Source organism: Marinobacter zhanjiangensis (assembly GCF_014651935.1).
In the GTDB taxonomy this organism is placed as follows: domain Bacteria; phylum Pseudomonadota; class Gammaproteobacteria; order Pseudomonadales; family Oleiphilaceae; genus Marinobacter; species Marinobacter zhanjiangensis.
Genome location: NZ_BMXV01000004.1, coordinates 166,500 through 189,550 on the forward strand (window position 1 = coordinate 166,500; position 23,051 = coordinate 189,550).

General features: G+C 60.6%; 24 protein-coding genes. 11 read left to right on the forward strand and 13 right to left on the reverse strand.

Annotated elements, in window-relative coordinates; all coding sequences use genetic code 11:
• Positions 1 to 47 precede the first annotated feature (47 nt).
• Positions 48 to 1,256, reverse strand: coding sequence for an ammonium transporter (locus tag IE079_RS09800; RefSeq protein ID WP_189575887.1), 1,209 nt, complete (start codon positions 1,254 to 1,256; stop codon positions 48 to 50).
• Positions 1,257 to 1,520: 264 nt separating this feature from the next.
• On the opposite strand from IE079_RS09800, the gene IE079_RS09805 reads away from it, so the two are divergent.
• The 5 genes from IE079_RS09805 to IE079_RS09825 all read left to right on the forward strand — a co-directional run bounded on the left by IE079_RS09805 (position 1,521) and on the right by IE079_RS09825 (position 7,779).
• A complete protein-coding gene (locus tag IE079_RS09805; RefSeq protein WP_227712429.1) occupies positions 1,521 to 2,177 on the forward strand; it encodes an ABC transporter ATP-binding protein in 657 nt (218 codons plus the stop codon).
• A complete protein-coding gene (locus IE079_RS09810) occupies positions 2,174 to 4,411 on the forward strand; it encodes an ABC transporter permease (protein ID WP_189575891.1) in 2,238 nt (745 codons plus the stop codon). The genes IE079_RS09805 and IE079_RS09810 overlap by 4 nt, the downstream gene beginning before the upstream one ends.
• A complete protein-coding gene (locus IE079_RS09815; protein ID WP_189575894.1) occupies positions 4,408 to 5,502 on the forward strand; it encodes a lipocalin-like domain-containing protein in 1,095 nt (364 codons plus the stop codon). The genes IE079_RS09810 and IE079_RS09815 overlap by 4 nt, the downstream gene beginning before the upstream one ends.
• A gap of 69 nt (positions 5,503 to 5,571) precedes the next feature.
• Complete coding sequence (locus tag IE079_RS09820) at positions 5,572 to 7,251, forward strand: methyl-accepting chemotaxis protein (protein WP_189575896.1); 1,680 nt, start codon at positions 5,572 to 5,574, stop codon at positions 7,249 to 7,251.
• Between the two features lie 69 nt (positions 7,252 to 7,320).
• Entirely contained in the window at positions 7,321 to 7,779 is a 459-nt protein-coding gene (locus IE079_RS09825) for an ATPase (RefSeq protein WP_189575898.1), read from the forward strand.
• Between the two features lie 40 nt (positions 7,780 to 7,819).
• Here IE079_RS09825 and IE079_RS09830 read toward each other — a convergent pair whose 3' ends face one another.
• Entirely contained in the window at positions 7,820 to 8,581 is a 762-nt protein-coding gene (locus tag IE079_RS09830; RefSeq protein ID WP_189575900.1) for an SDR family oxidoreductase, read from the reverse strand.
• 182 nt (positions 8,582 to 8,763) lie between these two features.
• Between IE079_RS09830 and yihG the strand changes: the two genes are divergently transcribed.
• Positions 8,764 to 9,657 carry a 1-acylglycerol-3-phosphate O-acyltransferase, YihG family gene (gene yihG / locus IE079_RS09835; protein ID WP_227712430.1) on the forward strand — a complete coding sequence of 298 codons (894 nt, stop codon included), beginning with the start codon at positions 8,764 to 8,766 and terminating at the stop codon, positions 9,655 to 9,657.
• Here yihG and IE079_RS09840 read toward each other — a convergent pair.
• Positions 9,641 to 10,381 (reverse strand): sulfite exporter TauE/SafE family protein, encoded by a 741-nt coding sequence (locus IE079_RS09840; protein ID WP_227712431.1) that lies wholly within the window; start codon positions 10,379 to 10,381, stop codon positions 9,641 to 9,643. The genes yihG and IE079_RS09840 overlap by 17 nt on opposite strands.
• Before the next feature lie 125 nt (positions 10,382 to 10,506).
• Here IE079_RS09840 and IE079_RS09845 point away from each other — a divergent pair, with 125 nt between their 5' ends.
• Both IE079_RS09845 and IE079_RS09850 read left to right on the forward strand, forming a co-directional pair.
• Complete coding sequence (locus tag IE079_RS09845) at positions 10,507 to 10,953, forward strand: YchJ family protein (protein ID WP_189575902.1); 447 nt, start codon at positions 10,507 to 10,509, stop codon at positions 10,951 to 10,953.
• Positions 10,954 to 10,975: 22 nt separating this feature from the next.
• A complete protein-coding gene (locus IE079_RS09850; RefSeq protein WP_189575904.1) occupies positions 10,976 to 11,194 on the forward strand; it encodes a DUF3565 domain-containing protein in 219 nt (72 codons plus the stop codon).
• A 6-nt stretch (positions 11,195 to 11,200) separates the two neighbouring features.
• Here the strand turns inward: IE079_RS09850 and IE079_RS09855 are convergent, their stop codons facing one another.
• A complete protein-coding gene (locus IE079_RS09855) occupies positions 11,201 to 11,881 on the reverse strand; it encodes a type 1 glutamine amidotransferase domain-containing protein (RefSeq protein WP_189575907.1) in 681 nt (226 codons plus the stop codon).
• 82 nt (positions 11,882 to 11,963) lie between these two features.
• A complete protein-coding gene (locus IE079_RS09860; RefSeq protein ID WP_189575909.1) occupies positions 11,964 to 12,344 on the reverse strand; it encodes a thiol-disulfide oxidoreductase DCC family protein in 381 nt (126 codons plus the stop codon).
• Positions 12,345 to 12,532: 188 nt separating this feature from the next.
• Here IE079_RS09860 and IE079_RS09865 point away from each other — a divergent pair, with 188 nt between their 5' ends.
• Positions 12,533 to 12,739 (forward strand): hypothetical protein, encoded by a 207-nt coding sequence (locus IE079_RS09865; protein ID WP_189575911.1) that lies wholly within the window; start codon positions 12,533 to 12,535, stop codon positions 12,737 to 12,739.
• Here the strand turns inward: IE079_RS09865 and IE079_RS09870 are convergent.
• Positions 12,733 to 14,112: a CHAD domain-containing protein gene (locus IE079_RS09870; RefSeq protein WP_189575912.1), complete on the reverse strand. Its 1,380-nt coding sequence runs from the start codon at positions 14,110 to 14,112 to the stop codon at positions 12,733 to 12,735. The genes IE079_RS09865 and IE079_RS09870 overlap by 7 nt on opposite strands.
• A 191-nt stretch (positions 14,113 to 14,303) precedes the next feature.
• Here IE079_RS09870 and IE079_RS09875 point away from each other — a divergent pair, with 191 nt between their 5' ends.
• Positions 14,304 to 15,377 (forward strand): TRAP transporter substrate-binding protein, encoded by a 1,074-nt coding sequence (locus IE079_RS09875; RefSeq protein ID WP_189575913.1) that lies wholly within the window; start codon positions 14,304 to 14,306, stop codon positions 15,375 to 15,377.
• A 114-nt stretch (positions 15,378 to 15,491) separates the two neighbouring features.
• Here the strand turns inward: IE079_RS09875 and IE079_RS09880 are convergent, their stop codons facing one another.
• Entirely contained in the window at positions 15,492 to 16,115 is a 624-nt protein-coding gene (locus IE079_RS09880) for a PEP-CTERM sorting domain-containing protein (RefSeq protein WP_189575914.1), read from the reverse strand.
• Positions 16,116 to 16,425: 310 nt separating this feature from the next.
• Between IE079_RS09880 and IE079_RS09885 the strand changes: the two genes are divergently transcribed.
• On the forward strand, positions 16,426 to 17,229 hold the full coding sequence (locus IE079_RS09885) for an SDR family NAD(P)-dependent oxidoreductase (RefSeq protein WP_189575915.1): 804 nt from the start codon (positions 16,426 to 16,428) through the stop codon (positions 17,227 to 17,229).
• Positions 17,230 to 17,322: 93 nt separating this feature from the next.
• Here the strand turns inward: IE079_RS09885 and IE079_RS09890 are convergent, their stop codons facing one another.
• The 6 genes from IE079_RS09890 to IE079_RS09915 form a co-directional block, all read right to left on the reverse strand.
• Positions 17,323 to 17,778 (reverse strand): gamma-glutamylcyclotransferase family protein, encoded by a 456-nt coding sequence (locus tag IE079_RS09890; RefSeq protein WP_189575916.1) that lies wholly within the window; start codon positions 17,776 to 17,778, stop codon positions 17,323 to 17,325.
• A gap of 90 nt (positions 17,779 to 17,868) precedes the next feature.
• Positions 17,869 to 18,804: a ketopantoate reductase family protein gene (locus IE079_RS09895; RefSeq protein ID WP_189575917.1), complete on the reverse strand. Its 936-nt coding sequence runs from the start codon at positions 18,802 to 18,804 to the stop codon at positions 17,869 to 17,871.
• A 21-nt stretch (positions 18,805 to 18,825) separates the two neighbouring features.
• Positions 18,826 to 19,608: an SDR family NAD(P)-dependent oxidoreductase gene (locus tag IE079_RS09900; protein ID WP_189575919.1), complete on the reverse strand. Its 783-nt coding sequence runs from the start codon at positions 19,606 to 19,608 to the stop codon at positions 18,826 to 18,828.
• A 218-nt stretch (positions 19,609 to 19,826) separates the two neighbouring features.
• Positions 19,827 to 21,134, reverse strand: a complete 1,308-nt coding sequence (locus tag IE079_RS09905) for a TRAP transporter large permease (RefSeq protein WP_189575920.1) — start codon at positions 21,132 to 21,134, stop codon at positions 19,827 to 19,829.
• The gene (locus tag IE079_RS09910; RefSeq protein ID WP_189575921.1) at positions 21,131 to 21,679 is read right to left on the reverse strand and encodes a TRAP transporter small permease subunit; all 549 of its coding nucleotides are present in this window, start codon (positions 21,677 to 21,679) and stop codon (positions 21,131 to 21,133) included. The genes IE079_RS09905 and IE079_RS09910 overlap by 4 nt, the downstream gene beginning before the upstream one ends.
• 156 nt (positions 21,680 to 21,835) lie before the next feature.
• On the reverse strand, positions 21,836 to 22,918 hold the full coding sequence (locus IE079_RS09915; RefSeq protein WP_189575922.1) for a TRAP transporter substrate-binding protein: 1,083 nt from the start codon (positions 22,916 to 22,918) through the stop codon (positions 21,836 to 21,838).
• Positions 22,919 to 23,051: the final 133 nt, after the last annotated feature.

Sequence of the window (23,051 nt, forward strand, 5' to 3'; positions counted from 1 at the left end):
GATAAAAAGTTTCCACCATGATACGCCCTTTGGGGCTGTTTGGTCTGTCACTCAAAGGAGGTGGCGCCAATACGGTGGATGCTCACATCCGCGCCATTGAACTCCTCTTCCTGGCTCAGGCGCAGGCCGGCCAACTGTCGCACGATACCGTAGATCACCAGGCCGCCCACAAAGGCGATGATCATGCCCGCGAGGGAGCCAATCAGCTGCGACATCAGGCTGACACCGCCCAGGCCACCAAGGGAGGCCTGGCCGAAGATCCCGGCGGCCACACCGCCCCACAGCCCGCAGACCCCGTGCAGGGGCCAGACACCCAGCACATCGTCCAGCCGTTCGATGCGGTTCTGGGCCCATTCGAACAGGTATACGAAGACGGCGCCGGCAATACCGCCGGTAATCAGGGCGCCGATCGGGTGCATCAGGTCGGAGCCGGCGCACACCGCCACCAGTCCAGCCAGGGGGCCGTTGTGGATAAAGCCGGGGTCCTTACGCCCCACCACCATCGCAACGATAGTGCCGCCCACCATGGCCATCAGGCTGTTGACCGCCACCAGCCCGCTGATTCCGTCCAGGGTCTGGGCGGACATGACGTTGAAGCCAAACCAGCCGACGGTAAGAATCCAGGCACCCAGGCCCAGGAAAGGAATATTGGAGGGGGCGAACGCTACCACCTTGCCCTGACGATAGCGACCGTGGCGGGCGCCCAGCAGCAGCACTGCCGCCAGGGCGATCCAGCCACCAACACTATGGACCACCACGGAGCCCGCGAAATCATGGAAAGGCGCGCCAAAGCTGTTTTCAAGCCAGGCCTGGAAGCCATGGTTGCCGTTCCAGACCAGGCCTTCGAAGAACGGATACAGGAAGGCCACCACCAGTGCCGAAGCCACCAGCATGGGGTAGAAGCGCGCACGCTCGGCAATGCCACCGGATACAATGGCCGGTATGGCGGCGGCAAAGGTCAGCAGGAAAAAGAACTTGACCAGTTCGTAGCCCTGATTTTGTGTCAGGGCCGTAGCATTACTGAAGAAATGATTGCCGTAGGCGATGTAGTAGCCGATGAAGAAGTAGGCGATGGCGGAAATGCCGAAGTCGGTCATGATCTTGACCAGTGCGTTGACCTGGTTCTTGTGTCTTACCGTGCCCACTTCCAGGAAGGCAAAGCCGGCGTGCATGGCCAGTACCATGACGGCACCGATCAGCAGGAAGAGTGTGTTCGCACTGTCGGTCAGGGTATGAATGGCTGATGGAATATCCACGGACAGGAGTGCTCCCGGTTTAGTGACTTGATAAGCCCGATGGATCACGCTGGTGCACGTCCCGGGCTCGACCTGGCGGGTTTCTAAGCAATAATCGGTCCGATTTGGTGCGTATGCCTTATTATTGGTCGGTTAGGTGGTTTCAGATGGTGCGAAAGGCCTTCAGGCTATGTGCCCCTGAAGAATATATGCACAGGAAGTGTGCAAATACATTCGTTGTGCACGTTTGTGGAGCTTTCTTGGTATCTGTCAGGAGGATCAGTGGTGACCAGTGTCAATGTGTCGGGGTTAAGCAAGTCCTACAACACCGGTAGCGGTGCAGTGCCGGTATTCCTGGATTTGTCCTTTCAGCTTGCAGCCGGGGAATCCCTGGCCCTGACCGGCCCGTCGGGGTCCGGCAAGAGTACCTTGCTGAATATCCTGTGTGGGGTGGAGGGCGTGGATGACGGCAGTATGCAGGTGCTTGGCCGCGACGGTGCCACCCTGACCGCCGACCAATGGGCGGGTCTGCGCCGTCGACGGGTGGGCGTGGTGTTCCAGGACAGCAACCTGATGCCTGCCATGACACTGGAAGAAAACGTGAAACTGCGTGCCGACCTGGCTGGCCGGTCGTTCGGCCCGGTCCGGGACTGGCTGGCGCGCCTGGGCCTGGCGGGGTTGGAGCAGCGGTATCCGGATCAGGTGTCCGGCGGGCAGAGGCAGCGGGCGGCCCTGGCCATGGTGTTTGCCATGGGGCCGGATCTGGTGCTGGCGGACGAGCCCACCGGCAGCCTGGACCGGCACACAGCCCGCGATGTTGCCGATGCGTTGTTCCACTGGCAGCGGACACAGGGGTGCGGCCTGATTCTGGCGACGCATGACCTTGCGCTGGCGGAACGATGCGACCGGCGCCTTGATCTGGCGGAAGGGGGGCAGGGGTGATACTCCGGGCCGTACTCAGCCATTACCGGCGCCACCCGCTGCAATTGCTGGCCCTGTGGCTGATCCTGACCCTGGCAACAGCGCTCTGGTCCGGGGTTTGGTCCCTCACTGGTCAGGCCCGGGACAGCATGACGGCGGGTGACAGCCAGCTGTCCGGTCGTCAGCAGGTAGTACGCAGCGATGGTGCCCCGGTCACGGTGGCCGACTTTGCCAGCCTGCGGCGTCACGGGCTTTGCGTGTTCCCCTGGCTGCAGGTGGCGACCGACGACGCCAGGGGGCAGGTGGTGGGCATTGATCCCCTGGCCATGGCCTGCTCCCGGGGGGCGGCCACGGGCTCCGGATTTAGCATGGATGGCCAGCCGTTCGTGGATATTGCCGAGGCAGCGGAACGGGCCGCCTCGGGTCACTCTGCCACCCTTCGTCTGTATGTCACCAAGGGAGACGCCTCGTTGCCTGAAGGCTGGCAGCGACAGGGCGACCCGGGCGGCCTGAGTACCGGTGAGCTGTCTGACAGCTTCCTGCTGAACCTGGATGCACTGGGGCTTCTGGTGGTGCTGGTGTCGGCATTGCTGATTCGCAGTGTCTATACCCTGGGTCTGGCCCAGCGCCGGGAGAGCCTGGGCCTGCTGGAGCGTTACGGGGTAACCCGCCGGCGATTACGGTTACATCTGTTGCTGGAACTGATGGTGCTGGCTGCTCTGGGTGTGGTGCCCGGCTACCTGCTGGGGCAGGGGCTGGCGGATGTTCTTGCTGGCGGCTTTGGTGCCGCCCTCGGCAACCTGTTTGAAACCGACCTGCTGGCCACCGGCGAGTCGCTCACCGGGTTCCTGGTGACGCTGGTAATGATGATCCTGGTGGTGCTCTGGTGTGGGCTGGACCTGCTCAGGGGAAATGCAGGCCGTACCCGCTCAAAGGCCCACCCGGTAATGGGAGCGGTCCTCATCCTGGCCGGCATGGTCCTCGTCGTGCCGGCGCAGAGCCTGGTGACCGTATTTCTGGGAACGGGTCTGGTGCTGGCGGGGGCTGGCCTGATGACGCCGGCGTTGCTGGGCTGGTGTCTTTCACCGTCGCCTCATATGCCACCCCTGAAACTCTGGCGTCGTCGGGAGCTCGGTGTTCTGGCCGGTCGCCTGGCATTGCCACTGGTGGCCCTGCAGCTGGCTGCCGGAACGGTGATTGCGGTCCATGCGCTGGTGTCTACCTTCGAGGGCACCTTTCATGAGTGGCTTGACCAGCGACTGGCCGGTGATGTGTTTGTGGAAGTTCCGGAGGGCAAGCCTCTGGCGCCGGCGGCTACCTGGCTGGAGTCGCAGGACGGCGTGGCGCAATGGCATCCGGTACTGCGGGGAGCCGCCGGCCTGGGCATGAACGGTGAGAACCGGCAAGTAGACCTGATGGCAACAGACACAACATCGACCCTGATCCGCCAGTGGTCCCTGCTGGCCTCTGTCTCTCAACCCTGGCAGGCCTTGGCTGACGGCGATGTGCTGGTCAACGAGCAACTGGCCCGCCGACAGGATTTGAAACCGGGCAGCCAGCTGACACTGGTTATCGCTGATAAAGAGAGAGTGGTGGAGGTCGTCGGGGTGTATGCCGACTACGGCCGGCCCGCCGGAGAGGTCCTGGTGGATACACGCCATCTGCCCGACGGCTTTGTGTCCGGTTTCCGCTCCCTGACCATTGATCTCGCCGATGGCAGCGGCGGTGTCTCCCGTAGCGATCTGGTTGCCGGGCTGGAAGCGGCCTGGCAGGTCGGATCCCTGCAGGTGCGGGACAATGAGACCATCCATCGGCTGGCCACCCGGATATTCGACCAGACCTTCGCCCTGACCCGGTCGATCAGCTACCTGACCCTGCTGCTGGCGGGCGTGGCCCTGCTGATGACCGGCTGGGTGGTGCTGCGCTCCCGGGCCTGGTATTTCGGTCTGCTCTCTGCGTGGGGGCTGACTCACCGCCAACGTCGGCAAACCATCACCATGCTGACTGCGGAATTCATGGTGGCCATCTGGGTGGCGGCATTGCCGGTGGGCATCGCCCTGACCTGGGTCCTGGTGGACCGCATCAACCCGGTGGCCTTTGGCTGGACGCTGCCCATGGCTATCTACCCCGGGTACTGGCTGGAATTGCTGCTCCTGTTTGGCCTGGCTGCGGTGGTGGTGGGCTGGCTGGCCAGCAGCGGTCGGACAGAGGCACCTGTGCAGGCACCACGCCTGGATGGAGGGCAGGAACGATGACCAGAACATTGATCCGTTACGCCCTGGCCGCTATCTGGCTGGTGATGGCCGCCGGTTGCACAGAGACGCCGGAACCGGAGGGCTTTGCCGGCCTGGCGGACTCGGCACCGGAGTCCGACTTTCATCAGCCCTCGCCGGAAGACCGGATAGAGTTGCCTGAAGACTGGGGCCCCCACCCCGAACACCGGATCGAGTGGTGGTACCTGACCGCCAACCTGGAAACGGCGGAAGGCGAGCCCATGGGCATCCAGTGGACCCAGTTCCGGCAGGGGCTGGAGCCGCGGCCGGAGGCTGAAGAACCACCTCCGGCCTCCCGCTGGCCGCTGCAGTCCGCATGGATGGCTCACGGGGCGGTGTCTTTCCAGGGCAATCACTGGTTCTCGGAACGGTTTGCCAGGGGCAATATCGGCCAGGCCGGTGCCCGGGCCGAGCCCCTGCAGGTCTGGCTGGACCACTGGCAACTGGAAGCGGTTGAACCGGGCCGGTGGCAACTGACCGCTTCGGGGGAAAGCTGGTCCTACCAATTGGAGCTTGTCCCTGATGACAGGATCATTCGCCACGGTGACCAGGGCTTCAGTGCCAAGGCGGACAATGGGCAGGGTTCCATGTATTTCAGCCTCACTGACATCGCCATTAGCGGTACCGTTACCGTGGATGGCGTGGGCCACCAGGTGACCGGTACCGGCTGGCTGGACCGGGAGTGGAGCAGCCAGTTCCTGCGCTCCGACCAGCAGGGCTGGGACTGGTTTGCCCTGCGGCTGGATGACGGCAGCAGGCTGATGGTGTTCCGCGTTGGTCGTGGGGAGGACGCTTTTCGTTCCGGCACCCTGGTAAATGCCGATGGCAGCGTACACAGCCTTACCCGGGGCCAGATCCGGTTAGCGGCCGAGAGCTACCGGGAAACAGAGCGGGGGGACATTCCGGTGACCTGGCGGATCGAGGTGCCGTCCCGGGCGCTGGATCTTGTTGTGAATGCGCCGCAAGGCGACTACTGGAACGCCGGTTTGTATCCATACTGGGAAAGCCCGGTGACCGTTACCGGAACGGCCAACGGGGAGGGCTACATGGAACTTACCGGCTACACTCAGTAACTGTATGGATGTCGACCATGGCCTATAGTGACGGGGCGAATTACGTCCCTGGCCAAGGCAGTACCGATCATGACTATCCTGACTCGTTTGAAAATCCGCAGCCGGCTGTTGCTGGCCGTTCTGGTGCCGGTGATCCTGACTGGCGCTACCATCGCATGGCTTACGGCATCGCAACTGAAGGCGAGCGGTGAAGCGGAGTTGCAGCGGTTGGAGAGGAATCTCACCGAGGCCCGCAAGGAGGGCCTGAAAGACCTGGTGCAAACCGCCCAATCAATAATCAGTGAAGCCCGGAGTGATCCTGCCCTGAGCGACGAGGAAGCCCGGCAGGAAGCCCGCAGCCGCATCAGGTCCATCAAGTTCGGCAATAACAACTATGTGTTTGCCTGGCGTCGGGACATGTTCAACCTGGCTTACCGGCCAGACCCTGACAGTGAAGGTCCTTCCGGAGACCCGCAAGTCCGCGAGCTGATCGGTGACCTGTTCGAAGCTGCAGCCGGCAACGGTTTTTACGCGTATGACTGGCCCAACCCGGCGGCAGGTGGTGACGTCGAGCCCAAGCTGTCCTATGCCACCTTGATTGAAGACTGGGACTGGATGATTGGTGCCGGCGTCTACATTACTGACATCGAGGCGACTCTGGCAGAGGCCAGGGCCGAGATTGACGAAAACATCGGCCAGGCGCTGGCGTTTATCCTGATGGCTACCGTGGTTGTGATCGTGCTGGCTGCCGTACTGGGTGGACTGGTGGGGCGCACGGTGACCCGTCCGCTGGCCCGGGTCAGTGACATGATGCGGGAAGTGGCGGAAGGTGACGGTGACCTGACCCACCGGCTGCCGGACGAGGGCGATGATGAGCTGGCGGAGCTTTGCCAGCGCTTCAATGCGTTTATTGGCAAGATCCACGGCACCATCCGTGAGGTGGATGAAACCACCCATCAGGTCGCATCGGCGGCGGAGGAACTGAGTCGTGTTGCCGCAGAAACCCGGGCGTCGGTCCAGGTCCAGGGCTCGGAAACCGACCAGATTGCATCGGCCATTAACGAAATGGCTGCTACGATTCACCAGATTTCGAAAAATGCCAACGAGGTGCAGCAGGCGGGAGCCGATGCCGACCGGCTGGCCAGGGACGGGGGGCAGACCATGGCGGGGTCCCAGCAGTCGGTGGGTCAGCTGTCGAAGAATATCCTGGAGAGCGCTACTGCTATTGAATCGCTGGCCGCCCGCAGTGATGATATTCAGAAGGTGCTGGATGTCATCCATGAGGTAACCGACCAGACCAACCTGCTGGCGCTCAATGCGGCTATCGAGGCCGCCCGGGCCGGCGAGCATGGTCGTGGTTTTGCGGTAGTGGCCGATGAAGTGCGACAGTTGGCCAAGCGCAGTGGTGAATCAGCCGGGCAGATCCGGGAAATGATCGACGGATTTACCAGTGAAACCCGCAGTGCCGTCGAACGAATGCGGTCGTCTCAGGGCCTTTCTGACGAGACGGTGGAGCGAATCAACCACGCCAGCTCCGCCTTGAGTACGATCGAGCAGTCGGTGGAACACATCCATGATCAGGTCACCCAGATCGCCACGGCGTCTGAACAGCAAAGTCAGGTGGCTGAGGAAATCAACAAGAATGTGGTGCGCATTGTGGAAGCAGCCCACAATAGTGATACCGGTGTTACGCAAACCAACGAGGCCAGTCAGGAATTGGCCCGTCTCGGCGAGCGTCTGCGGGAGTTGGTATCCCAGTTCAGGGTATAGTGTTCACCGGCACCAGACCGAGGATGGCCGACAAACCAACAAAGACTGATCCTGAAATAAGGAAAGCCGATGGAAATCAAGACATTTGAAGACCTTATTGACTGGGTGCGGGACATGCACCGGTTTCTCGCCCGCAGCATGCATGAAAGCGCGGACGGCAATACCGATGAACAGGCCAGTGCGCTGCTCACCTACCTGGCGGATCACGAGCAGGAACTGGTGCGTATCACCGACGAGTTCGAGCGTCAGGCGGAGCAAAAGACGCTGAAAACCCGGCTGTACGATTATATGAAGCACAAACCGGTGAAGGTGAACGATCCTGCGGACACCCACTTTGCATCGCTGGGGTTTGAGGAAATTTGCGCGGAAATTTTCCGCTTCCACGACCAGGTTATCGACCTGTATGACAGCCTGGCGGGCAAGGCGGAAATTATGGAAGCCAAGGACCTGATGGATTCCCTGAAGAAGATGGAAGAAAACGAAGCCATGCGCCTGGCGCGGCAGGTCGCCAGCACCCGGGACATGTGAGCCGGCGACCGGAGGGCCGGCCACCGGAGATTACCCTGCCTCAAATGGCGGTGTACCCACCATCCAGGGGCAGGGCGACGCCGGTAGTAAAGCCGGCACCTTCCGAGCAGAGGTACAGCACGGCGGCGGCCACTTCCTGTGGCTGGCCAATGCGGCCGATGGGGTGCATGTTCTTGTGGACCTCTTCCTTGCGGGGGTCTTCCTCGATGGCCCGGCGCAGCATGTCGGTGTCGATGATGGCGGGGCAGACGGCGTTCACCCGCACACCCCGGCGGCCGTACTCCACCGCCGCGGACTTGGTCAGACCGACCACGGCATGCTTGCTGGCACTGTAGATGCTCATTGCCGGGGCGGCGCCGAGGCCTGCCACCGATGCGGTGTTCACAATCACACCACTGCCGGCATCCACCATTACCGGAATCTCGTGTCGCATGCATTGCCAGACACCCTTGACGTTGACATCCATGATGGCATCAAAGACGTCCTCGTTGCCGTCGGCCAGCTTGTTGCGCTCCAGTTCCACACCGGCGTTGTTGAAGGCAAAGTCCAGGCGGCCGAATTGCTCGACGGTCTGGTCTACCAGGTGTTTCACGTCGCCCGCCTTGATGACATCACAGCGTATGAAAGCAGCCTTGCCGCCGGCCTCGTTGATCGCCGCTGCCACCTGCTCGCCCGCTTCCTGGTTGATGTCCGACAGCATCACGCTGGCGCCGGCGTCGGCAAATGCCCGGGCGGTGGCCTCACCGATACCCGCGGCGGCACCGGTGACCAGGGCCACCTTTCCTTCAAACGGCTGAGTCATTTGTTGTTCCTCTGTTGTCATTGGTATTGGCGGGCAATGGTATCCTTTTTCCGCGAGTGGAAGAAGCTGGCCATTGTCAGGCGTACCGGCGCAACGGCGGCAAAAGGTGAAGGGCCAGCCGTGAAACGCTATGATCTGCCGGCAAACCGTTATTAACGAATTAACCAAACGGGACACTAGTGGTGCTGGTTGTACAGGTTGCCAGGGCAATTATTATCTGCCTGCTGATTCTGGCGATGACGCTGATCGGTATTGGCCCGATGATGCTGATGGGGCTGGTCAAGGTGCTGGTGCCCATCAAATGGCTGCAGAAGCTTTGCTCCCTGGGGGTGATGTGGATCGCCGAAACCTGGGCCGAGGGCCTGAAAATCATCTTCAGGGTGATGACGCCTACAGTCTGGGATATCCGCAGTGACGTCACCCTGGAGCGGGACCAACCCTACCTGGTGATCAGCAATCACCAGTCCTGGGTGGATATTCCCGCGCTGGTGGAAGTGTTCAACCGACGGGCGCCGTTCTTCAAGTTCTTCCTCAAGAGGGAGCTGATCTGGGTGCCGCTGGTGGGGCTGGCCTTCTGGGCGCTGGACTATCCCTTCATGAAGCGCTACAGCAAGGAGCATCTGGCAAAGCACCCGGAAGACCGGGGCAAGGACCTGGAGATCACCCAGCGCGCCTGCGAGAAGTTCCATGACCTGCCGGTGACCGTGGTGAACTTCCTGGAGGGCACTCGCTGTACGTCGGCCAAGCATCGCCAGCAGGCTTCACCCTACCGGCATCTTCTCAAGCCCAAGTCCGGTGGCATTGCCTTCGTGATGGCCGCCCTTGGCAAGCAGATGCGTTACCTGCTGGATGTCACCATCGTCTACCCGGAGGGGCGGATCCCCGGATTCTGGGAGCTGCTCAGCGGCCAGGTGTCCCGGGTGATTGTGGATATTCGCAGCCGCACCGTGCCGCCGGAACTGTTCATGGGGGATTACGCCAACGACCCCGACTTCCGGGAGACCTTCCAGGCCTGGGTCCGGCAACTCTGGGAACAGAAAGATGCCCGCATCGAAGAGATCAGGCGCCAAGGTTGATCAGGCCGCGAATCAGTGCCGCCAGCCCGGCCACTGCGGCAATTCCAAGAATGATGGGGCGCAGGGCCTCGAAGGGCAGCCGGTTTACCAGGCCAGCAGAGAGCCAGAAGCCAATGAATACCCCGGGCATGGTGGCCACGAACAGCCATAACTCGGTGACGCCCAGGTACCCCGATAGCACCAGCGTGGCCAGTACGAAGACATTGGCGAACAGGAAGAAGGCCGACATGTTGGCGCGTACCAGCGGGCCCTTCTCGTTCTGGTAGATCATGGCTATGGGCGGGCCGCCAACGGCGGTAATGGTGCCCATGTAGGCGGACGCCGTGCCGGCAATCACGCTGTTGCGCGGGTTGAGGCGGGGTTTCAGGCCGGCAACGCTGAGCACCACCGCCAGCAGGATCAAGGCTCCAAAGATCAGCTCAAAGCCCTGGGCGGTTATGACCGTCAACGTGAATCCCGCCAGCACGGCGCCGATCAGGCCACCGCCAATGGCGTAGCGCACTTCCCGCACCTGCAGGCTGGTTCGGTTGCGAACCAGCATCAGCACCGTCAGCACCCCCGCGTTCAGGGTCAGTGGCGCCGGGATAAACACCGGCGAAATCAGGAACAGCAACGGCGCCGCCAGGGTGCCGATACCATAGCCTGCCACACCCTGCAGGCAGGACCCGGCCAGCACCACCAGGTTGGCCAGAAGAAGGTGATAGATGGTGATGTCTGCCGGCACGGTACGGGCCTTGTCGGGTGGAGTGATAACAGCTTTGAGGCAATAATTTATAACACACAGCTTGATAGGTTGCTATCTGTGGCCATGTGGTAAATTGACGTCCCGGATTCCAGTGGAGTTATGCCATGTCTTCATGCCCTTGTGGCAGCAGTCAGTCCTACCCGCAATGCTGCCAGCCATACCATCGCCAGGAGGCGGTTGCCCGGACCCCCGAAGCCCTGATGCGTTCCCGCTACAGCGCTTTTGTGCTGGGCCTGACGGATTATCTGCTGGCCACCTGGCACCCGGATACCCGGCCCGCCACGCTGGTTCTGGCGGATTCCCCGGAGTGGGTCGGCCTTCAGGTATTGTTGTCCGGGTCTGAGGGCGATCGGGGGCACGTACACTTCCGGGCCCTTTACCGTATGCCGGATGGATTCGGCTACCTGGAAGAGGAGTCGGACTTCGTTCAAGACGAGGGACGCTGGTACTACCTCCGTGGCAAGACTACGGAAGGCCGGCTTAGTCCGGGCAGGAATGACCGTTGTCCCTGCGGCAGCGGGAAGAAATTCAAGGCCTGCTGTCGGGTATGAGCTTGGTAGAGGACCGAGGTTTATGAAACAACCGATCACCGGCTATCACAAAGATGAAGAAGATCACTGGGTCGCTCAGCTGGCCTGTGGCCACAACCAGCATGTGCGGCACCAGCCACCCTGGGTCAACCGGCCCTGGGTGGAGTCCTGTGAGGGCCGGCGTGCCATGCTCGGGTTCGAGCTGAATTGTGTGAAGTGTGATGAGGGCGCCCCGGAAGACGAGCGCCCCCGATCCGTCTGAAGCGGTTCAGTCCTGTAGCGCCTGCAGAACCGCCTTGGCGGCGCCTTCGGAGGAGGCCGGGTTCTGGCCGGTGATCAGGTTGCCGTCCACCACGATATGGGGCGCCCAGTCATCACCACGGCTGTAGTTGCCGCCATTTTCTTTCAGCATGTCCTCCACCAGGAAGGGCACGACGCTGGTCAGGCCTGCCGCTTCTTCCTCACTGTTGGTGAAACCGGTCACCGTACGGCCCCGCACGAAATAGTCGCCGTTGGGTGATTCCGGGTGCCGGAAAATGGCAGGCGCATGACAGACCGCGCCAATGACCTTATCCGCCTTGTTGGCTTCTTCCAGCAGTTTGATGGAGTCGGCATCGTCGGCCAGGTCCCACAGCGGACCATGGCCGCCCGGGTAGAACACTGCGTCAAACTCATGGATGTTTACATCACCGAGCTTCTTGGTGCTGGCCAGCGCCTGTCGTGCCTGGTCATCTTCACTGAACCGGCGGGTGCTGTCGGTCAGGGCGTCCTCCGCTTCACTGTTGGGGTCGACCGGCGGCTGCCCGCCTTTGGGGGAGGCCAGGGTGATATCGGCGCCGGCGTCGCGGAACACGTAGTAGGGAGCGGTGAACTCCTCCAGCCAGAAACCGGTTTTATGGCCGGTATCGCCCATCTGATCGTGAGATGTCAGTACCATCAGTACTTTCATGTGATTGCCTCCCTTGGGTACGAAATAAGTGTGAGCGCTTTCACCGCCCGTTATTACCAGTTGTTGGTGCGATCGGGGTCAATTACAACCCTGTCGGCTTACGGTCTTCCCCCGGGCCGCAGGACTCGCAGGCGTACCGACGCCGATAGCGTCGGTCGGCCCAGCGTTCGTAGACCACCTGTGCCAAAGGCCTGAACAAAGGCCAGGTCAGGGGGCGGAACAGCCAGCCGGCAGGGGTATGGGACCAGGCACGAACCGTGGCATCCAGGCCGATGTGCCAGGTGCCATCGGCGGTCACCAGGTGGAGCCTGCGGAGCAGGGCTTCACGCCCCGGGGCCAGTGGGCCGTCGTCAGGTTGCCGGTGAATATCGACAAAGCCGAGCCCGCCCCGTTCCAGGCGCCTGAGGGTGTTGACTTCACGACGGCAGAGCGGGCACTGGCCATCGTAGAAAAGCATATCCATACCTTCTCTCCCCGGTAATGTGGTGTCCGTTTGCGACAGGTTGACGAGTCAGTCAAGGGCACCAGGTGGAAGATGTACGGCAACAGCGGCTGCCGGATCACTGGACTGTGTGCCGGTTCCGCGATGGTGGTTGGTTATCGGGGTCTGTAGCCGGTAAGCTGATACCCGACTTTGCAAGGAGGGTGTACATGAAACACAAGGAAAAGGAATGTACCTGGGCACCAGGTATGCAGGACGCTGATGTCTCCTACATGGGCCAGCATACCTGGGCCGAAATTGCCCGGGCCAGGAAAGAAGCGAGCCGCCAGAATGGCCCCGGTTCCCCGAAAGGCCTGTTTATCGTCCTTGGGCTGGGGGTGGTGGCTCTGGCCGTTGGCGGTTGGGTGTTTTACTGACGCCCGACTATCCACGGCGGCTGGGCCAGGATGGCTTCACGGGCGACGTACTTTTCATTTTCCACCTGTTGCGCCAGCTCCTTCAGTGCTGGCGGCAGGTGCTGGCCCCTTCTGGTGTCGGCCAGTGAAGCCAGTAGTGAAAGCTGCTGGTGACGATCCTGGAATTCCCCGTACAGCGACTGCTGGCCCTTCAGTTCCTTCAGCAGTGTCTGGTAGTGCGGCTTGTCCAGTTCCGCCAGATATCGCAGGCGCTTGAGTGCCTTGCGCAGCTCATGGAAATCGTCGTCCGCAGCCTGGTGAGAGAGGCCCCGGAAAAGCTCGAGACACCGGTTGCCACGCTGTTGCACGGTGTCGTGTATGGCCGCGGGTGTGGTTTTCTTCAGTGCCCGCTGCAACGGTTTGCCGGTAACCGTCGCCTGCCATTTTTTCAGCCCCTTGTGCCATGCCTTGCTGTCCATTTGCCGGCACAGTGACTGTCGTTCCTCCTCCTGCCACTGGCGGTATGTCTCCAGGGCGCCGGAGGCTTTCAGGGAGCGGCGTAATCGTGGGTTGGCGGCCGACTGACCTTCAAGATAGAGCAGGAATACGTCCAGATCCCGCAACAGGCTGGTCTGCTCGGCCATGCGCTTGAGCGGCTTCATCCCCTTGCGGAGGGCGTTCTCGCCGGTAATGGTGACGATGGCGTCGGTAACGGCCCGGGTGCGCCTGAGGTTGACCCTGAACCGATGCAGGAATTCCGGGTCCATGCCCTGTGCCACGCCAGGCTGCAGGGCACGGATGGTCTCCAGTTGGTGATGCAGCGCCGCGGGTACCTGCTGTTGCAGGTCATCCCCGGCTTCCGGTGCCTTTGGCGCCTTGCGGCGGAACAGCTGGTAGCTGGCTTCCGCCGGGGGCAGGTGGTGCACCAGCTTTGCCCTTCCCCTGGCAAGCTGGTGCCAGGACGTTACCGGGATTTTCAGGTGCATGACGGCGCCCGTGACCAGCTCCGGCACCTCGTCGCCGGTCAGAATGCCGGCCAGGTCCGTCAGCGCCGGGTTGTGTCCGATCACCGTGATGGAAGGGGCATCACTGTTCAGGTGCTTCAACCATCTGAACAGTCGCTTCCAGCGGAAGGTGTACAGTTCCGGGTCGAAGTGAACCCGGGAGGCCAGGTTCCGTTCCGGTAACTGTTCCATCACCCCCTCAATGGTCTGACGGGCCCGGAAGGCATGGCTGGCATGGACCGGGCCATCCAGCGCGCCCAGCTCGAGCAGGGCCCGGGCCATGGCGTCCACCTGGCGTTTACCGCGATTATTGAGGGGCCGGTCCATATCCCGCAGGGAGTCGTCGGTCCAGCTGGACTTGGCGTGTCGGATCAGAAACAGGTCTTTCATCGCGGACATCCTCTGTGCAATCTGCAGCTTTCCCCTGTGCATCGTTGGTGGCGGGCAGTTATCATGTCGCCGGTGGAGCCGGTTTAATGCGAATCGCTTGAACATAGCGGCCACCCAATCCACTCCAGGAGCTTGCGGGCCAGCGCGGGTTCGAGCTCCCAACAATAAAACCAAAGCGGGAAGTAATCATCATGACATTACGCTCCAAGCTCAAGGCAGCAACGCTGCTGTTGACGCTTTCCTTCGCAAGTACCTCGGCCCTGGCCGACGAAACCTACACTCTGAAACTGGCTGAAACCTGGGGCCCCAACTATCCCATTCTCGGTGATACCAACCGCAGCCTGAAGGCCATGGTGGAAAAGATGTCGGAGGGCCGGCTGAAGATACGTATCGACTCCTCCAACAAGCACAAGGCGCCGTTTGGCATCTTTGATATGGTCAAGGCAGGCCAGTACGACATGGGGCACACTGCCTCCTACTACTACAAGGGCAAGATTCCCAACAGCATGTTCTTCACTACCGTACCATTCGGCATGACTGCGCCGGAACAGTACGCCTGGTTCTATTATGGTGAAGGCTTCGACCTGGCACAGAAAGTCTACGGTGAACACAACATGCTGTCGTTCCCCGGTGGTAACACCGGCGTGCAGATGGGCGGCTGGTTCCGGGAGGAAATCACTTCCCTGGAAGACCTGCAGGGCCTGAAGATGCGCACGCCCGGGTTTGCCGGTGAGGTCATGTCAGACATCGGCGTTGCGGTTACCAACCTGCCCCCGGGTGAGCTGTATACCGCCCTGGAGCGCGGCACCATTGATGCCCTGGAGTGGGTGGGGCCCGCTCTCGATCTGCCCATGGGCTTCCACCAGATCGCCGACTACTACTACGGTGGCTGGCAGGAGCCGTCCGCGGAACTGCAGTGGCTGATCAACAAGGATACCTGGAACGAGCTGCCGGAAGATCTGCAGGAAGTGCTGCGGGTGGCCATGCGCACCGCCGCCTATGACATGTATATCCAGACCATGCATGAAAGCGGCAAGGCCTGGAGCAGCATTCAGGAAGATTATCCGAACGTGAAGTTCCGTACCTTCCCGGATGAAGTCATGGACGCCCTGCGTGCTTCCACCAAGAAGCTGCTGGCGGAGATGGCCGAGGATGATCCGCTGACCAAGGAAATCATCGATTCCCAGCGTGAATACCTGGAACAGATCCGCCCGTGGACCAATATTTCTGATCGGGCTTATCTGAATAACTCGGATATTGAATAAGTCTGAGTGTTCGCAGGGAACTGGTTAACTGACCGGTTCCCGTAAACAACAAACCCCGCCTTGAGCGGGGTTTGTTGTTTCTTAAAGGGCACTTCTGTTCGGAGCATGACCGAATCAGGCAGACTTGCTGTGCTGGCGGGCAAACCGGAGACCGATCAGGCCAAGGCCGAGAAGGGCTAGTGAGCCGGGTTCGGGGACTGGCACATCAACAACCCGGATAAAGCCGGCGGCAAAGGAAAAATCATTACCTTCTTTGCCTTGGGGATTTAGCCAGAAGCTGTTGAAACCGCCGTCGATACCGAGAGTGACGTCTTCAAACAGATAGCTCGTGTAGCTGTTGCTGGCCTGTTTGACGCCCAGTACCCAGTCTACTGTGGTGCCTTCCCAGGCTTGGGGTACGATCAACTGGTAGAGATATTTGAACTCATCATCCGAGCCTGAGACCATCAACTCAATACCGGAGATTTCGCCTGCCTCACTATCCTTGCCTACATAGGTAAAATCATTACCGGGGCTACCCCACAAGCCGTTAGTATGGGCGGTGATAACGCTAGAGTCGGCGATGTTGCTTGCAAAATAATGACAGGCATCGGCGTAAGCACCATTGGCACTCGCACTGTAAGTATCGTTGACACCACCGTTGATGCAAGCCACCGGAGCTGCCTGCACGGCCATGGAGGCAGCCATCAGAATGCTTCCGGATATCAATGCTGTTGCTTTATTCCTGTGTATTCTCATTTTTCTCTCCTGACGATGTACATTGACATCGGATGTCGCGTGCTACGCTCCATTTGCGCAGACTATCTGACATCTTTATAAGCATGGTTCATGCCATCGGTGTATTTTATTGAATTTTAAAGGGTAAAAGATGCTTAGAATGCTTGGAATGTAAAGAATATCGACGTTTTTCGGCCGACTCCGGTGATAGGGCGACGCCTCGATTCAAGGCTTGTAGAAAATTCAGGCAATAAGGAAGGAGGCCTGTGAGCTTTTGCCGGTCTATGGTCCCGGGTTATGCTTCACCAATAATCACAATGGGAGCAAAACCATGTCTGATCGCCTAAATGGAAAAATCGCCATAATTACCGGTGGCACCAGTGGCATCGGCGAAGCCACGGCCCGCCGTTTCGTGGAAGAAGGCGCCACGGTGATCATCGCGGGTCGCAGTGTGGACAAGGGCGAGAAGCTGGCGGCAGATCTGGGGTCGAACGCCGTTTTCCAGCAAGCGGACGTCATGAACGAGGCTGACATTGCGGCCCTGGTGGACGGGGCCGTTGAGAAGTTCGGTCGCCTGGACTGCCTGTTCAACAACGCCGGTGCCGGCGATCGCACCACCCTGGACTCGGTTACCGAAGACGAGTTCGGCCATATCATGCGCCTGCTGACCGGCAGTGTGGTGTTTGGTATCAAACATGCCGCCCGGGTGATGCGGGAGCAGGGCTCCGGTTGCATCATCAACAATTCCAGCATTGCGGCCCATCGCCTGGGGCAGGGCGGCTATCTCTATTCCGGTGCCAAGGCGGCGGTCAGCCACCTGACCCGGCTCGCCGGTGTCGAGCTGGGGGCTGATGGCATCCGGGTGAATGCCATTTCACCGGGCGCCGTGGCCACGCCCATCTTCTGGGGTGGTTCCGAGCGGGCCAACACCCTGAGTGAAGAGGAAAATCAGGCCAAGCTGGAAAAGCTCGAGAAGAACCTGGCGAAGGCGACGCCGCTGCCCCGGGCGGGGCTGGCGCTGGATATTGCCAACGCGGCCGTATTCCTGGCCAGCGACGAAGGCTCCTTTATCAACAGCCATGACCTGGTGGTGGATGGCGGCCGGATATCCATGTTCAATGAAAAGTCAGGCTGACCAGCAGATGAAAGGGAACGGGAAGGCCGGGGCCTTCCGTTATAGCTGTGTAAAGAATTCGGACAGTTATTTTGTGGGCGGCCGGGGAGGCCGCTATGGAGGCAGAAGCCGGTAGACCCAGGCGCTGGTGCCATCCGCCAGCGTCATTCTTACCCGTTCATAGCGGATTCCCAGCCGTTCATAGCGGTCGAGCCGTGCCAGTTCTTCCGGGGTGACCTGAAGAAGCTTTCCTTCCACTTCCGCTCCCTTCTCGGGTTCGATATCCAGCGCTTCCTTCCGGTAGTCTTCGAGTACCGCCGGCTCGGTATCACCGGCGCGCCCCATGACGATATAGCGAATCCAGGGTTGCTGCAGGGTGCCGAAAACAAAGAGCTCGTGATCCCGGGAAGGGTCTATCGGTGACAGGGTTTCGGGTCGCTCGTAGCCGTACGGGCTTAGCAGGGCGAACCAGAGGTAGAACAGCAGCGCGGTGAAACTGACCAGCAGCGTGGCAAGAACGGCCAGCAGGACCAGTTTCAGGCGCTGAGCTGTTGTGCGTGGTGTCGCCATGGTCTGCCCTGCCAGAGTTATCGGAACCGCCGTGACCATAACACGACGGCGAACCCCGCACCCGGTAGAGGTGGGACCGGCAAGTAGCGGTCAGTCCCTGCCTTCGAGGGTTGCCCGCATCTTCAGTGTCACCAGCACGGTGTTCAGGTGAGGCAAGGGAATGCCATGGCGCTTTGCGATGGCCACCACATTGCCCAGCACGGCATCGCGCTCAATGGGCCGGCCATTGAGATAGTCCAGGGCCATGCTGTTCTTGTAGGGCGGCATCTTGCGGGTGCCGGCAATGTTCTGCTCGATCACCTTCTCCTCCATGGGGTAGCCCTCGGCAGCGGCCACGTCCATGACTTCCCGGATCATGGCGCGAATCAGTTCCTCGCCCCCGTCGGTGTCAAGGATGGTCCGGGTGTCGGCACCGTTGGCGATGACCGACAGGGGGTTGAACGGGGTGTTCCACAGGCACTTGCGCCAGCGCTCAGCCACCACCTGTTCGGTCAGGTCGATGTTGATGCCGCCGTCGATGAACAGCTGTGACAGCTCCCTGCAGTTGTCATCGATGCCTTCCGGGTAACGACCCATCACCAGCTTGCCATAGGCCTTGTGCTCCACCACGCCTGGTTCGGTGCGGCTGGCGGCGATGAACGCAAGGCAACTGATAATCGGGTTGTCAGGGTAGGCGTCGGCCAGCTCCCGTTCGATGTCCAGGCCGTTCTCGATCAGTACCAGGCGGGTGTTGCGGCCCATCCAGGGTTTTACCAGGGCAGCGCGGTCCACCCCGGGCAGTACCTTCACGCAGAGGATCAGGTAATCCGGCTCTTCTGTGGGGGTGTCATCGTCACGGTAGACCTGGTCTGGCCGGTAGGACAGGTCCCCCAGGGGGCTGGAGATCTTTATGCCGTTGGCTTTCACCGCATCATACTCGGAGCGCAGCACGGTGCTGACGCTGCACCCGGCCTTTTTCAGGATGGCGCCATAGAAGCTGCCAATGGCACCGGCGCCGACGATCAGGATGCTGGGTTTGTTGCTCATATCAGTTGTTTCTCCTTGCGATCAACGACGGACCGGGGCCATGCCCAGGTGGGCGCCGCCATCGATGAGAATGGTTTCCCCGGTGGTCAGGTCACCACCGACAATCAGGCCCAGGCAGACGTCGGCAACGGTTTCCGGGGAGGCGGCGTCGTGCAGCGGCGAGGCGGCCCTGGTCTTCTCCAGCAAGGCGTCGTACTTGTCCTCGCCCAGGCCTTTCTTCAGCCATTCGCCCTGGACAAAACCGGGACAGACCGCATTGACCCGCACCTCGGGACCCATGATGCGGGCGAGGGAGCGGGTCATGGTCACCAGGGCGCCCTTGGACGCCGCATAGGCGATGGAGCTGCCAATACCGGCGAGACCGGCGATGGAGGCCATGTTGATGATATGCCCGGAGCCATTGGCTTTCAGGGCTTTCTCGGCGGCGCGAGTCATCTGGTAGGGGCCCACGGTGTTGACCGCGTAAAGGTCCAGGAAGTCCTGCTTGTCGAGGCCGTCGAGGTTGGCATGATCACAGAATTTGGTGGTGCCGGCGTTGTTCACCAGGATATCGACACGGCCGAACTGGTCCAGGGTCGCGTCCACCAGGGCTCGGCAGTCGGCATCTTCCGCCACGTTGGCCCGCATCACCAGGGTGTTCACACCGTGCTTCTCGCACTCGGCGGCCACGGCCCGGGCGCCGTCTTCATTGTTGCTATAGTTGATGACAACATGACAGCCGTGTTCGGCAAACAGGCGCGCGATGGCAGCGCCAATACCGGAGGAGGAGCCGGTAACAATGGCGACGGAATCTTTTAGCTTCATGGAATGGCCCTTCTTGTGATTGTTGGCTTGAACTGAGGATAACGAGCCTCATCCCTGACGGCTGAATTCGGTATCTTCTCCCGTCCTGCGGAACACATCAATCATTGTGGCCCGATCGCGGCCGATCCGTTTGCGGGTGCCCGGCCCCGGGGCAGTACAGGAAGGAGCCAGAACGCCAAGGACCGGCGAGGTGCCGGCCCTTGTATAGTGGCAACGGGTCAATATCCGGGTGAGCCTGTAGCCGAGAGCCCGAACCACTCCGGCATCACCAGCAGGGTAATCACCACCGCAGCCTGAATCAGGATAAAGGGTATTACCCCCTTGTAGATCTGCGTGGTGGCCACGCCCGGTGGTGCCACCCCCTTGAGGTAGAACAGACTGAAGCCGAAGGGTGGCGTCAGGAAGCTGGTCTGCAGGTTCATGGCAATCAGGATCGCGAACCACAGCATGTTGATGCCCAGCAGTTCGGCAATCGGCGCCAGGATGGGCACCACGATGAAGGATATTTCCACGAAGTCGATGAAGAAGCCCAGAAACAGGATGATCAGCATCGACAGGATCAGGAAGCCCCATTTCTCGCCGGGCAGGGCCATCATCCACTCTTCCAGCAGGTAGTCACCGCCGGTGTAACTGAACACCATGGAGAAGGCGGTAGCGCCTACCAGGATGGCAAAGACCATGGCGGTGACCTTGACGGTATCCCTGGCCGACTCCCAGATGACCTGCCAGGAGAACTGGCGGTAGAGCAGCGCCAGAATCACCGAGCCAACGCCGCCCAGGGCGGATGACTCGGTGGGGGTCGCGATACCGGTGAAGATGGATCCCAGTACCACAATGATCAGCGCCAGCGGCGGTATGACCGCAAGCAACGCCCGGCGTATCTCCTGGCCCCGGGTCTGGCTGTCGTCCGAGGGCATGGCCGGTGCAACCTCCGGCTTGAGGAAGGCCACGATAAGAATATAGCCTACATACAGGCCAATCAGCACAAGCCCCGGAATCACGGCGGCCCGGAACAGGTCGCCCACCGGTAACCCGATCACGTCACCCAGAATAATCAGGATGATGGAAGGCGGGATGATCTGCCCGAGGGTGCCCGAGGCGCAGATGGTTCCGGTGGCCAGTTCCGTTTTGTAGCCGTGGTGCAACATGACGGGCAGGGAAATCAGCCCCATGGCGACCACGCTGGCGCCCACCACGCCAGTGGAGGCCGCCAGCAGCGCGCCTACCAGGATGGTGGAGATGGCCAGGCCGCCACGGACACCGCCGAACAGTTTGCCCATGGACTCCAGTAACTGTTCCGCCAGTTTGGTGCGCTGCAGTACCAACCCCATGAAGATGAACAGCGGAACTGCCATCAGCGTGGTGTTGGTCATGATGCTCCAGATGCGGTACGGCATGAACGCAAAAAGCTGTGGCCCCTCGGCGATCAGGCCGAAAATCAATGCCACGCCGCCAAAAGTGAAAGCCACGGGGAAGCCCCACAGCAGCATCAGCAGGCAGACTCCGAACATCCAGATACCGATCATGCCAGGCCTCCGGCGCTGTGCTCGCTGTTCAGATAGTGGGCGTCCTTCTTGATGACGCGAATGGCGTAGGTGACCATGTTGATTCCGGCAATGGCGGTGAAGAAGGAGGAGAAGGAAATCAGGCTTTTGATAATCCAGCGGAAGGGCAGGCCGCCCGGGTCGCCGCTGCTTTCACCGAGTTCCCAGGATTCTCTGGCGAAATCAATGCCCAGCCAGGCAATGAAGGCTGCAAAGGGAATAACCAGCACCAGCGCGCCGATAAGGTTGACCCAGGCCTTGAAGGTTTCGCTCCAGCGGGCGTAAAACACATCCACCCGCACATGCCCGTCAGTGCGCAGGGCAAAGGGGATGCCCATGAGGAACACCACCGAATACAGGTGCCATTCCATTTCCTGCATGCCGATGGAAACATCGCTGAACACGTAGCGTGCCATCACGTCGTAGAAGACATTCAGCGTCAAAAGAAGAAATGCCACGCTGGCTATCCAGCCACAGAAATAGGAAATGCGTCCCAGCCCGTTATCGATCAATCTGAGCCATCGCATGGTGAGTCCCCGGTCTGGTGTTGCGGTTCAGGGCAAGCCTGTGGAAAAAACGCCGCCAGTGTACTCGAATGCGGTGTTTTTTTCACAAGCTTCCCGCAGATAGAAGCGCCGGAGCCCCCCGTCAGGAGCTCCGGCGCGGATCGTTGCGGTTAAGGATTATTCGACTTCGGCCATGTTGTTCAGATAGGCCCGGTCGGCAATGTTGATATAGGCGCGGGCATTCTCCAGGTATTTTTCCTGGGATTCGATGATCTTCGCGGCCAGTTCATCACCCTCGGCGGCTTCTTCCAACAGTTTTTCGTTGGCTTCCACCATGGCCCTGAACACTTCGTCCGGGAAGTTCTTGACCTCGATATTGGGGTGTTCCTCCTTGATGGAGGCCCAGGCCTTGGCGTTCTCGTGAACAGACTGGATCAGCATATCGTAGGCAGCGGTACGCATGGATATGCGGAGGATCTGCTGCAGGTCTGCCGGCAGTTCGTCCCAGGTGTCCTGGTTGACCAGGAACTGCAGCTCGGTGGCGGGTTCATGCCAGCCGGTGTAATAGTAGTCGGCAATCTGCTGGAAGCCCAGGCGCAGGTCCAGGGCCGGGCCCACCCACTCCACGGCGTCGATGGTGCCACGCTCCAGGGCGGTATAGAGCTCACCCGGCGGAATGTTGGTGGGGTTCACGCCCACTTCCGCGAATACCTCGCCGGCAAAGCCGGGAATCCGCATCTTCAGGCCTTCCAGGTCTTCCAGTGAAGTGATCTCGTCACGGAACCAGCCACCCATCTGGATGCCGGTGTTGCCGCCGGGGAAGGAGAGCATGTTGTGAGGCTCGTAGACTTCCTGCATCAGGTCCATGCCGTCGCCGTAGTAGAACCAGGCGTACTGCTCCTGAGCGGTCATGCCAAAGGGCATGCTGGTAAAGAACAGGGTATTGGGAACCTTGCCCTTCCAGTAGTAGGAAGCAGAGTGCCCCATGTCGTACTGGCCGGCCTTGACCATGTCGAAGACGCCGAAGGGGGCCTTGTGCTTGTTGGCGGAATCGATGCGGATACGCAGGCGGCCGTCGGACATTTCCTTGGCCATCTTGGCCATGTTTTTGGTGGCTTCACCAAAAATCGGGAAATTGGGTCCCCAGGTTTCCGCCAGACGGAGGGTGAAGTTTTCCTGGGCCGATGCCAGCGGGGAGGCAATCAGCGCCGAGAGGGTAACCGCGGTAGCGGCACGTTTGAATAACGAACGACGTTTCATAGTGCGCTTTCCTCTGTCTTGTTGTTGTTCAGAATACGGATTCGTTGCCACGGGTCAGCTCTGACACGGGGCACAACGATTCTTACGCTGATAACGTAGCATGGATTGACGAAAGGGTGAATTAGTTCAGTAA